This window comes from Streptomyces sp. NPDC020801, from assembly GCF_044334385.1.
GTDB lineage: Bacteria > Actinomycetota > Actinomycetes > Streptomycetales > Streptomycetaceae > Streptomyces.
Window position 1 is genome coordinate 20,072 of sequence record NZ_JBIRST010000043.1, and the last position, 10,932, is coordinate 31,003.

Here is a 10,932-nt window from a genome sequence, read left to right on the forward strand (position 1 = left end):
GCAGCTTCACAATTCCTGAAGCCCGGCATGGTTAAAGGTAATTGAGCCGCGCACTGTCTCGGTGCCGCTCCGTTTTACACTCGCTGTTTCACGGAGTTTGGAGTCAGTTTCTCAGTCGTCAGTTTCGGGGTCCGTTCCCACTGTGTACAGGTCCTTGACCTTCACCTCGGTGACGCCGCGACCCTCGGGAAACACCGCCCGCCAGTCGCCGATGACGTGCAGTTCGTCGGTTCCCATCGCGCGTACGACCATCAGGCCCTGGTCGTACGCCCGGTGCGCCTTGAGCCACAGGTTCACGAAGGCTTGGCTGCGGATGATGTGCATCCAGTCCGTGCGGTAGATCTCACGGTTGAAGTTGGACTCGCCCAAGGTAGAGACGAACTTGGAGTACATCGCCTTCACGTACGCGAGCGTCACCTCGTCGTTCTCGGCGATCGCCTTGTCCCGGGCGTCCTTCATCTCCACGCGGAACTTCTCCAGCAAGCCTTCCGTGGCTCCGGAGGTCCAGGATTCGTGGATCTCCGGCGGTTCGCACAGGCCGTACTTCGGGCCGGACAGCCGCAGCAGCAGGCGCAGCGTCGGCTCGGTCACCCACAGCGGGCCGGGTTCGTCACGGTTGCCGATCGGGTTGGGCAGCACCATCTCGTGCTCCCACACCGGCGGGGTGATCAGGTGGAGGCCGGCGCGGCGGCGGTCGTGGTGGTTGCCGGTGGAGTGCTCAAGCTGGCCGAGCGGCAGCCACGTCTTGAGCGCGCTCAGGTACGCGCCGTTGATATCGAGAGCGGTCACCTCGTGCTTACCCGGCGGCAGTTCGGGCCTCGTCCATTTGGGGCGGGCCTCCCAGATCTGGTCGGCGCCGCGGGCACTTTGCTTGCGCAGGATGTCGGGCAGCCACGGGTGAGCGACGATGTCGTACCGTCCGCCGACACGGGTGGAATCCAGCAGCGCCATCGCATCCGGAATCGCTCGCTTGATCAGCGCTTCCGTTGCTTTCTCGACGTCACCGGCCTGCTCGGCCAGGGCTTGTGTCACGGCTTGGCCGATCAGGTCGGGCGTGACGTCGGCAGGCTGTGCCCGACGCCCGACCGGCACGATTCCGACGTTCTGGCCACTTCCGGCGCGACCGGCGGGACGCGGCCGCCGGGGCGTACGCTGCTGGTCCTCAGCAACCCGTTTGGCCGCGGGTTCCGGTGCGGCAGCGGCGGGGGCGGAAGAGGTCGCAGTGGCTGAGCAGTCGGCGGGGTCGAGGTGCTGAGGGAAGCCGGCGACCTGGTGGCTGGCGGGATTCCCGCACAACACACAGGGCTGCGGCTGTGGAAGAGCCTCTACTTCGTCGGTACCGGCGTCCTCTACTGGGCCCCCGGTTTCATTCTCAGCGTCGTCCTCGGTGTCGGAATCCTCAGCCGCGGCCGCTGCTTCCTGGGCCTGCAGTCTGGCGCGCGCCCTGTCGAGGAAGTACGCGTATTTCTCCCTGAGTTCGCCGTTCGGGGCCCGGCCGGACTCCCAGCCGCCGACCGTGGACGGGCTCACACCAAGGACCTGCGCCACCTGTGAGCGGGACAGGTTCAGCTTCTCCCGCAGGCTGCGCCTCTCCTCCGCTGAAGGAAGCGGGACCTCCTGACGGGCGCCGGCCACCAGGGCGTCGATGGACTCGAAGTCGCTCACGCGTTCTCCCGGACATCGGGCTGGGCTTTCAGGTAGGCGATCGGGCCGCCCGACACGGCGGTATGCACCCGCGCGCCGAGCAGCCGGCCGGTCAGGTCCGCCACGGCCCGGTCCGTGGCCAGGACCCGGAAGGTCTCAGGGGCGTCGAGGGCTCCGACCCGGCCGGCGACGGTGGCGGTGAAGGAGTGCCTCACCTCGCCCCGCCCCCGGTGCTGGGTTCCGTCATGGCCGTGGATGGCGAGGACGCCGGTCACCCAGCCGGCCACGGCCACGGGCAGCACCCCGACGGCCACGATCGTCTCCGGTTCACACCTCCACCACTGGCGGGAGGCCCGGAGGAACTGCTCATCGGTCAGGTCGGGCGAGTCGCCGATGAAGTCGCGGTCGTCGTCCTCGTCGGAGGGAGGCGCGGCCGCAGCAGTACGCAGTACCGGGAGTACGCCTTGCACGACGCTCACGTGCGGGGCGCGGGCCAGCGTGAGCACACGCGTCGCCTGCAGGTCCCGAAGGAACCGGCTGTCGAGCAGCTTGCTGACGGTGTTGGGAGACAGGCCCAAGGCGTTCGCCGCTTGGCTGCGGGTGAGCACCTCGTCGGTGGAGGGTTCGGATTCCACCAGTTCGATGGACGGCAGCAACGGTCAACCTCACTCGGCACGTGGTACTGCCGCCCCTATGGCAGCACAGCAACAAGTGTACTGAATCAAGGCGTAGTGCGTTGCGTCAACGCACGAATCGGCGGTGCGGCTGCCGTGATGCGGGTGCCGTACCGCCGGTGCTCCGTGTCAGCAGGCAATCTGCCCTGTGCCGGGAAGCCGGATAGCGCCCAGTGCGGTGATGACGGCAGGGCCGGTCAGGACCATGGCGCCGTCGGCTGTGACAGATACGTGCAGGCTTCCGCCAGGAAGGTCGACGCGGTAGTCGGCGGCTTCGGCCTGGCCGGTGTGGCGCCGGTGGGCGGCGACGGCGGCGCAGGCGCCGGTGCCACAGGAGCGGGTCTCGCCCACGCCACGCTCGTGGACGCGCAGCGCGAGGCGGTCCGCACCGAGAACGACGGCGACCCCGATGGTGACCCCGAAGGGATAGGCGCCGACCGGTTCAACGGCGGGCGGGATGCTCAGGTCTCCGGCATCTGCGAGGTCGTCGACGAAAACGACGGCGTGGGGGTTGCCCACGTCGACATGGGTGGCGGGCCAGCTCTTCCCGCCGCTAGTGGTGACGGTGATGTGGTCGGGGCCGGGGAAGACAGGGATGCCCATGGCCACGGTGACCGGGCCCTGCAGACCGTGGCTTTGGTCGGGAACTTCGACGTGACGGATGCCGGCGCGGGTGGCGATGGCGAAGGAGCCCGGCGTGCACCGGCCGGTGTCCACGAGGTAGCGGGCCAGGACACGGATGCCGTTGCCGCACATCGAACCGGGAGTTCCGTCGGCGTTGCGGTAGTCCATGAACCACTCGGCACGGTCAGCCATCGCGGCCGCCTCGGGCTCGGCGGCGCAGCGCACGGCGCGCAGGATGCCGTCGGCTCCGACTCCGGTGTGGGGGTCGGCCAGGCTGCAGATGGTCGCCGTGGTGAGGCGGAAGCGACCGTGGGGGTCGGGCAGAACGATGAAGGAGTTCGCACAGCCATGCCCCTTGGCGAAGGGCACGCTGACGGTCTGGGTATCGGTGTTCATGGGCGGGGGCCTTGTCGTCGTAATTCGATGCGCAGCCAGGCGATCTGTCCGTCGGGGGTGCTGCTGACGCCGTACTCGGTGCCGAGCTCGAGGACGGCCAGGAGACGGGTCCACCGCTGTAGAGCCGCGTCGGTGACGTCGGCCTCGATACGGACGGCGTCCAGCTCGGCGGCGACGCGGGGCGGGGTGCCGGTCAGCTCGGCGAGTTGCTGGGCGACCGTCGCGGCCGCGGTACGGATGGCGGCTCTCTGGTGGCGGTCGTAGCCCACTGCACCCACATTCGATCTAGTGGCGATTACTGCGCGCTCTTATTGGTCCCCCATTTTTTTATTGGTGGACTAAATTGTCAATCCGTTTCAACCAGGCTGTGAGCAAGGGGACATCAGGGAGATGCATGGCTGACCGTCAGGAGGCGGGGTACCTGCGCGTCGCCCAGGCCATCCGAGACCGCATCGCCGACGGCACCTGGCCGCCCGGCCACAAACTCCCCAACCGACCCGCGCTGGCCGCCGAATACGGCGTAGGAGAAAACACCGTCCGCCAGGCCCTGGAGACCCTCCTCGCCGAGGGCCTGCTGGAGAGCTTCCGCGGCCGCGGCCGCGGCACGTTCGTCCGCGCCCCGCACGAACGCCACATCCTGCCGCGCACCTGGACCCCCATCGCCGCACCTGGCCGCCTCGGACTCACCCCGGCCGGCTCCCCCACGAGCGTGGAAGCGGAGAGCACCGCCAAGGTCCCGGCCCCTGCACCGATCGCCGCTCGCCTGGGCATCGCGGAGGGCGGGCTGTGCGTTCGCACCGAATACGAGGTGCTCGCCGACGTCCGCTGCGTGCTGACGGCCACCAGCTGGGAGCCCTACGCCCTGACCAAGGGCACCCCGGTGGTCCTGCCCGAGGGCGGTCCCCTGGCCGGCCGCGGAGTGGTCGAACGAATGGCCCAGATCGGCATCACCGTCGCGCGCGTCACCGAGGTGCCCCGCCCCGTCCAGCTCGACCGCGAGACGGCACAGCTGCTCGGCACCACCCCTGGCGCACAGGCGGTGCGGATCGAGCGCACGCACTACGACACCGGCGGCCGGCCCGTGGAGACGGCAGACATCCTGGTGCCGGCGGAGCGGTGGGACATCACATACGACCTCCCCCTTGCCACGGTGCCCCGCACCTGACACTGGCCCGGGGAGCCCGCACCCGCCCAGGGGCGGCGGCTTGGTCGTCAACACACAGCACGGCCCGTAGGGGCTGAAGTTAGGGAGGGAACGGGGCTCATGGCCGCACCGCGCAGCGACTCCGCAGGGCGGGCCGTCGACGCCTTAGCGTCACCCGCGCTCACGAACTTGATCGGGGTCATCGGAATCGTCACCCCGATCACCGCGTGGCTCGCCGCGCGCGGAACCACAAAGAACGCCCTCCTGATCGTCGAGACGGTGGTCGTGATGGCACTGGTCGGCTCGCACATCTGGCTGCGCAAACGCTTCATTCAGCTGAGGCGTGCCAATAACCTGCGGGACATGGATGACGCGCACTACTACGACCTGGTCCGGGCGAAGCTGGAGAACGAGCTGGTCTCCGACTACGGTGCCATCGCTGACGGTCACCTCCAGGTCTACGCCACCGAGGTACCCCGCCTGTCGGTCATGCTGATCCAGACACTGGTGGAGTCCCAGTCGCAGCCCCAGCGAATCCTCGCCAGCGACCTGACCACCGACCCCGACCTGCTGACCCGCCGCCGCGAGTACCTCGCCGCCAACCGCCAGCTGCTTCAGGCCGGCGGCACCATCAGCAGGCTGTTCATCGCCTACGAACGCGACCTGACCCGCGAGGACTACGCCCGCAGCCTGCTGGACCTCATCAACCACCACCGCGACCTGGGCGTCACGTGCGGACTGGCCGTACGGGACCGGCTGCGCGCCGACCAGGCCGTGGACGTCGTCATCATCTCCGCGGCCGCCGCCCTCGTCGAAGACGAACAAGGCGACGCCGACTACACCAAGGGCCGCAGCACCGTCCATTTCAAGGGCATCGACCGCTGGATCGAACGATTCGAATCCGCCTGGGGCCGGGGCAACGGCGCCGACTCCGCCACCGCGGCACTGCGCACCTACGAGAACGCCGCCCGCCCGTTGCTCGACTCCGCCTGGGACGAAACCCGCATCCGGCAGGCCGTCAACTCCCTGTAACAGCGGACCTCCCGCCCTTCCCGTTGTGTCAAGGTTCGGCCCTGTGCCGGGCCTTGACGCTTTGCCGCGATGATCGGTGGGATTCGCCGCGACCCCGCACCCACCGTGATCTCCGACGCAGGCCCACCGGCCAGGGCCGCGCTACCCGGCGATCTAGTCGCCGCGGCCGGGTACTTGCCGCCCGTGTCCGAGGCGGATCGCGAACCGAAAGTACGGCCCGCCGCCCGCAGGGCGGTGAGCAGCATCGGAGGAACGGTGCGGCGGATGTACGTCAGGACGGCCCTCATGCGATGCTCCTCAACCCCCAGCTCACAGATCTTCCAACAGGTCAGTCACGTAAAGTGGTACTGCAGCAGCCGCCTTCTGGCGCATGAGCTTGTCAATTGGGATCACCCTGTCCCGCCGTGGCAGAGCCGTACGGAGTCCGCATGGGCCTTGAGCCGCCCCCGTACCTGCGTGTCGCCGATGACCTGCGCCGCCGCATAGCCGCCGGAGAATGGGAAGTCGGCGAGAAGCTGCCCAGCCGTGCCAAGCTGGCCATCGCCTACGGCGTTGGCACCAACGTGCTGCAAAAGGCCCAGGAGCGGTTGATCACCGAAGGCGTGCTAGAGGGCCGTGCAGGCTCCGGTACCTATGTACGCATGCCGCGCGAGCGCCGCCGGATGGTCCGCATCCGCCAGCACGAACAGCCCGGTGGTCCCTCGTCCGGGGCGGACCCGGCGGTGTGCGGCTCGGTGGGTACATGGGAGTCCCATTCGCAGGCCCGTACACCCGCACCGGACCACATTGCCCACCGATTGGGCATCGCTCCGGGCAGTCTGTGTGTGCGGACCCATTACGAGTACCTGGCCGACGGGCAGCCAGTGCAGGTCACGGTCAGCTGGGAGCCGATGGCGATCACCGGCGAGACCGCGATCGTGCTGCCCGAAATGGGACCCATGGCTGGGAAGGGCGTCGTCGAGCGGATGCTCTCCATCGGGATCACAGTCGACTCCGCAATCGAAGTTCCCCGCCCCGCCCGCGCGACCCAGGCCCAAGCCAACATCCTCGGCATCAGCCTCGGCGACCTGGTCCTCATCATCGAACGCACCTACTACGACACCGACGGCCGCGCCGTCGAGACGGCCGACATCGTGGTGCCTGACATGCGGTGGGAAGTCGCCTACGAGATCGGCGTTCAGAAGCCTCGATAGGAAGCATGCCCTCCACAGCCTGGCTGTGGAGGGCATGTCATGGCAGACGGCACAGGCCTGCGACGCCGGGGAGATGCTCAGGCCACCCGCTGGCGCTCCTGCTGCCCCAGCGGCCCCCTCTGCAGGCCGGGCCGAGAGACGACCTTCCCTGTCAAGGCGCTGAAGTGCCGACGCGCGACCGCGCTGTCGCCGCCGAGGAACAGGGCGTCCGGGGTGTAGGCGGGAGTGCCGACAATGCCCCTCTCCACGGCGGGCAGGTAGTTCCAGCGCACCGCAGGGTGGGCGGAGTGGGCGTAGTGGTAGAGGTCGCCGTACGGCAACCAGGTTCCCCGGGCGAGCAGGGCGAGCACCGGGTTGTTCGGGTACAGGCGCAGACATCGTGCGGCTTCGACCACGGCAGGCGGCCCCTCGATGGGGTCAGCGTCCCACCAGCGGTGCTCGACGAGCAGGGACATCCAGGCCAGCTGCGGATACAGCAGCAGGCGGGGCAGGACGAACAGGCACAGCGTCGCCTGCCAGCCGAAGGCTGCCGTGATGGCGACAGGCGCGGCTGCGAAGCCGGCCAGGCGCCACCAGCGCGCAGTGCTGGTGCGCAGGTTGTTGGCGATACCCCGCAGTGTTGCGGCCAAGCCGGCCGGGGTGAGCGGGTAGACCAGGGCCAGCGCGAAGCGGGTCGGGGTGACCCCGGCATGCAGGCCCGCATCATGAAGCTCCCGCAGGTTGGGGTCGGCTCCGATCACGGTGGCGTTGGGGTGATGCTCGCGCACGTGGCGCCGGCGGCGGACCGGGACCGGTACAAAGCCGAGCGGGATGTGGACGGCGGCTTCGGCAAGCAGAGTGGCTGCGCGCGGGCTCCGGGTCAGGACGCCATGCACGGCGAAGTGACTGACCTCCTGCAGGTGGCGGAACTTCACCGCACCGGCGAGGGCACTGGCCATCCACTCAGCGAGGCCGCCGTGCGCTGCGATCAGGCACCAGCCGAGCAGCTCGAGCCAGTGGCCGGCCAGCAGCAGTACGGGAGTGATGTTGTTCGCGCGGGCGCGTTGCAACGCCATGACGTCGCGCAGTGAGGCTAACTGGTGGCGGCCGCGGCGCGGGCTGAACCACCAGCGGTCCAACTGCCGCACCGCGATACCGGCGACGATGATCCCCAGGTACGTGACCAAGACCGTCCCTTTCACGGGTCCTTGTGCCGGGGGCCGGCCAGATCCGGCGCGCCCGCGGCACAAGCCCGCTTGCGGGGGCCGCTGGGGCTAGACGTCGGTCAGGCTAATCCCGGCTTCCTGTAGTACCTTGCGATTCTCGCTGTTCAGAGCGGCGAATGCATTAACTTCGTCGAGATAGGCCTCACCGGCATACTCAACCGGGCCGTCGCCAAGCAGCACCTGGGGATCGACCTGCGCGGAGTAGACCTTCGTGGCGTTGCCCTCCAGGACCGGCCGCCAGACGTCCCCCTCCGGCTGCAGCCAGCTGCGGGCGATCCCGCCCGGGTTGCGGATCACCACGGGCTGTTCCGGGGCCACCTGGCCCAGGCGGGAGAGCACCGCGCGGGAGGCGGCCACGCCCGAGCCGCACGACAGGGTCAGGCCCGCGCCCCGCTCAAAGGTGCGGATGAACACCTCTGCGGGCGCGAGCGGCAGGGCGAAGGAGACGTTCGCGCCGATCGGGAAGACGTCCGCCGTGGTGGCCACCCGCGTGCCGGTAACAACCAGATCGGCCTCGTCGTAGGTGTCGACAACGGAGACCAGGTGCGAGTTGGGCACCGCGAGCGCTGTGACGCGGCGGGAGGGGTGGAAGGCCGGCAGCAGCTGGTCGACGAAGGAACCCTCGGCCTGGGCCACGATCGGCTCGGCGGGGGTGAAGTCGACGGCGGGCAGGTCGACGGCGACCTGGCGCACGCCGTGCGAGGTGGTGTCGGCGGCGCGGACCGTGAAGGCGTACGGACCGGTGTGGAGCACCACGCTCTCGGCCTGGTGGCGGTCGAGCAGGAGGCGGCCGGCGCCGCGCATGCCGTTGCCGCACAGCAGCGCTGCGGAGCCGTCGGGGTTGTAGAACCAGGCCTGCGCCGTTCCGTCGCCGTGGTCCGCAACGAAGTACACGCCGTCGCTACCGAATCCGCGCCGGCGGTCGCACATCAGCCCGACGGCGCGGGCGATGTCAGGCTGGGCGAAGTGGTCGGTGGGGGCGCCGTCGATGACGAGGATGTCGTTCTGGGAGCCATGAGTCTTGGTGATCGAGAGCGCCATCGTGTCCGTCCGTCGTTCGCTACCGGCCCTCCCAACAGGGACCAGCCTGACCAGGCCAGTCTAGGCGCCGGTCACAGCCCACCCGCGTCACAGGCCAGGCGCGGTCGGGCTGGCGCTCACAGCTGGGCGATCGTGGCCCGGACAGCGTCCTCGTCCCAGCCCGCACCCGCCAGCATCGGCCGGACGCGGGACTCGAAAGCGCTCAGCGCAAACGGTGCGGAGGTCGAGCCGTGACCCCAGGTCGACTCGAACCGGCCCGCCCACCGCTCCACCGACTTGAAGTACACCGACGAGCGGCCGCGGATGTATTCGGCATCCCCCTGCTCCTCCTCCACCAGGACAGCAGCATTGGAGATGACGACGAAGTCGATGGCCTGATCGGCCCGCAGGCGGTCGCGCACAGCCAGGGCGCACTGAACGCCCAGGGACCGGTGGTGGTCGATGAGCTCCAGCAGCGAGCGGGCGAAGCTCTCCTTGGCCAGGTCGTCGGCCCAGCAGATGAACAGACGCTGGATACTGCCGCCGGCCTCGATCAGATGCCGGTTCACAGCCAGGTACTCGCGGCGCGCGGTGAGCAGGCTGGGATTCGTGGTCAGATCAGCGGCCAGGACCCGCTTGGGCTCGGAGCCGGACTCGATCAAGATGCGGAACAGCATGACCGACAGCCGCGGCACCTCGGAGGCATAGACCTGAAGATGTCCGTCGGCGATCTCGCCGAAGTCGGCGATCAGCTCCTGCTCGAGCTGCGCCCGGATCAGCGCGAAGTACTTCGCATCGGCCATGTCTCGGTCGTTGGCGCGCCGCAGCTGGATGTAGATGCGACGCAACCACATGTAGTTCGCGATCATGAGGAGCAGCAGGATCGTCTCGACGATCAGCAGGATGTTCGTCAGGTTCTTCTGCTGCATCGCCCACGCCACAGCGGGCGTAGCGAGGCCGATGATGCCGATCAGGGCGTTGAGGGCCTGCGACGAGAGCATTTCGGCGACCCGGGTGCCCAGATCCCGGCGCGGTGGTGTCGGCATTCCCTCAATCCCCCTTGACTGCCTTTAAGTTCGCGGCTAGATCATGATTCCCGAGTGCTGCCGACACGGGCAAGATGCACCGCAGCCAACCTCCTGGTTCGCCGGTCGGTCTGGACGTCCGCAGACTGCAGGATCATTCGAGTTCGGGGAACTCCCGCAAGCTCGTCATCGTGCCGTGCCAAGCTGCACTCATGATCGAGACTGAGAGCTTGATCCTGCGCCGATTCCAGCTCGCCGACGCGGCTTCGCTCGCGGCCTATCGCAACAACCCGGACATCGCCCGGTACCAGGCGTGGCCCTCCCCGCTCACCCCCGAGGCCGCTACGGAACAGGTTCGTAAGTACAGCGAGCAGGACCCCGAGCTGCCCGGATGGTTCCAGTACGCCATCGAGCTCAAGGCCGATCACAGCCTCGCAGGTGACCTCGGCGTACTCCTTCACGACAACCGCATGCAGGCCGAGCTGGGCGGCACCCTCAGGCCGGCCCTCCACGGCAGCGGATACGCCCTTGAGGTCATGCAAGCCATCCTGGAGCACCTGTTCGACAAGGGGCTCCACCGCGTCTCCGCCGAATGCGACGCCCGCAACACCCCCTCGGCCCGCCTCATGGAACGCGCAGGCTTCCAACTCGAGGGCCGACGCCCCGAATTCACCCGGAACATCAACACCGGCGAATGGACCGACACCCTTCTCTTCGGCCTATTGGCCAGCCGGTGGAAGGCACGAAGGGCCGGGTGCCGCTGAACGCCCGGCTCTCAGGAATCGGGCCGCAGTGACGCTATGTGTGGCGATGGCAACCACCGCCGGGATGATCAGCTTCAGTACGGGTTCCTGCCCACCAGTGCCGTCAGCAGCTCCATATGTCCCGTGCCACTGGATCTTGACCGTTTGCCATCGGACTTTGACGGACGCGAGTTTGTGTCATCGGAGTTTGATCACCGCAGGTCAGCGACTC

11 protein-coding genes are annotated in these 10,932 nt (G+C 68.5%); 4 read left to right on the forward strand and 7 right to left on the reverse strand.

The features are described from left to right. Positions 1-111 precede the first annotated feature (111 nt). From ACH4UM_RS40425 to ACH4UM_RS40440, 4 genes are all read right to left on the reverse strand, one after another. Positions 112-1,665 (reverse strand): helix-turn-helix domain-containing protein, encoded by a 1,554-nt coding sequence (locus tag ACH4UM_RS40425; protein WP_398191242.1) that lies wholly within the window; start codon positions 1,663-1,665, stop codon positions 112-114. Beyond that, positions 1,662-2,300 carry a hypothetical protein gene (locus tag ACH4UM_RS40430; protein WP_398191244.1) on the reverse strand — a complete coding sequence of 213 codons (639 nt, stop codon included), beginning with the start codon at positions 2,298-2,300 and terminating at the stop codon, positions 1,662-1,664. The genes ACH4UM_RS40425 and ACH4UM_RS40430 overlap by 4 nt, the downstream gene beginning before the upstream one ends. Positions 2,301-2,447: 147 nt before the next feature. After that, positions 2,448-3,338, reverse strand: a complete 891-nt coding sequence (gene dapF / locus ACH4UM_RS40435; protein WP_398191246.1) for a diaminopimelate epimerase — start codon at positions 3,336-3,338, stop codon at positions 2,448-2,450. Continuing rightward, positions 3,335-3,607 carry a hypothetical protein gene (locus ACH4UM_RS40440; protein ID WP_398191249.1) on the reverse strand — a complete coding sequence of 91 codons (273 nt, stop codon included), beginning with the start codon at positions 3,605-3,607 and terminating at the stop codon, positions 3,335-3,337. The genes dapF (ACH4UM_RS40435) and ACH4UM_RS40440 overlap by 4 nt, the downstream gene beginning before the upstream one ends. Positions 3,608-3,732: 125 nt before the next feature. Here ACH4UM_RS40440 and ACH4UM_RS40445 point away from each other — a divergent pair, with 125 nt between their 5' ends. The 3 genes from ACH4UM_RS40445 to ACH4UM_RS40455 all read left to right on the forward strand — a co-directional run bounded on the left by ACH4UM_RS40445 (position 3,733) and on the right by ACH4UM_RS40455 (position 6,707). Continuing rightward, entirely contained in the window at positions 3,733-4,503 is a 771-nt protein-coding gene (locus ACH4UM_RS40445; RefSeq protein WP_398191252.1) for a GntR family transcriptional regulator, read from the forward strand. A 99-nt stretch (positions 4,504-4,602) separates the two neighbouring features. Beyond that, positions 4,603-5,514, forward strand: coding sequence for a hypothetical protein (locus tag ACH4UM_RS40450; RefSeq protein WP_398191255.1), 912 nt, complete (start codon positions 4,603-4,605; stop codon positions 5,512-5,514). Between the two features lie 428 nt (positions 5,515-5,942). After that, positions 5,943-6,707, forward strand: coding sequence for a GntR family transcriptional regulator (locus ACH4UM_RS40455; RefSeq protein WP_398191258.1), 765 nt, complete (start codon positions 5,943-5,945; stop codon positions 6,705-6,707). Positions 6,708-6,784: 77 nt separating this feature from the next. Here the strand turns inward: ACH4UM_RS40455 and ACH4UM_RS40460 are convergent, their stop codons facing one another. From ACH4UM_RS40460 to ACH4UM_RS40470, 3 genes are all read right to left on the reverse strand, one after another. Further along, the gene (locus tag ACH4UM_RS40460; protein ID WP_398191261.1) at positions 6,785-7,888 is read right to left on the reverse strand and encodes a fatty acid desaturase; all 1,104 of its coding nucleotides are present in this window, start codon (positions 7,886-7,888) and stop codon (positions 6,785-6,787) included. Positions 7,889-7,960: 72 nt separating this feature from the next. After that, on the reverse strand, positions 7,961-8,953 hold the full coding sequence (gene dapF / locus ACH4UM_RS40465) for a diaminopimelate epimerase (RefSeq protein ID WP_398191264.1): 993 nt from the start codon (positions 8,951-8,953) through the stop codon (positions 7,961-7,963). A gap of 116 nt (positions 8,954-9,069) precedes the next feature. Continuing rightward, on the reverse strand, positions 9,070-9,978 hold the full coding sequence (locus tag ACH4UM_RS40470; RefSeq protein WP_398191267.1) for a hypothetical protein: 909 nt from the start codon (positions 9,976-9,978) through the stop codon (positions 9,070-9,072). A gap of 191 nt (positions 9,979-10,169) precedes the next feature. On the opposite strand from ACH4UM_RS40470, the gene ACH4UM_RS40475 reads away from it, so the two are divergent. Next, the gene (locus ACH4UM_RS40475) at positions 10,170-10,721 is read left to right on the forward strand and encodes a GNAT family N-acetyltransferase (RefSeq protein WP_398191270.1); all 552 of its coding nucleotides are present in this window, start codon (positions 10,170-10,172) and stop codon (positions 10,719-10,721) included. Positions 10,722-10,932 lie beyond the last annotated feature (211 nt).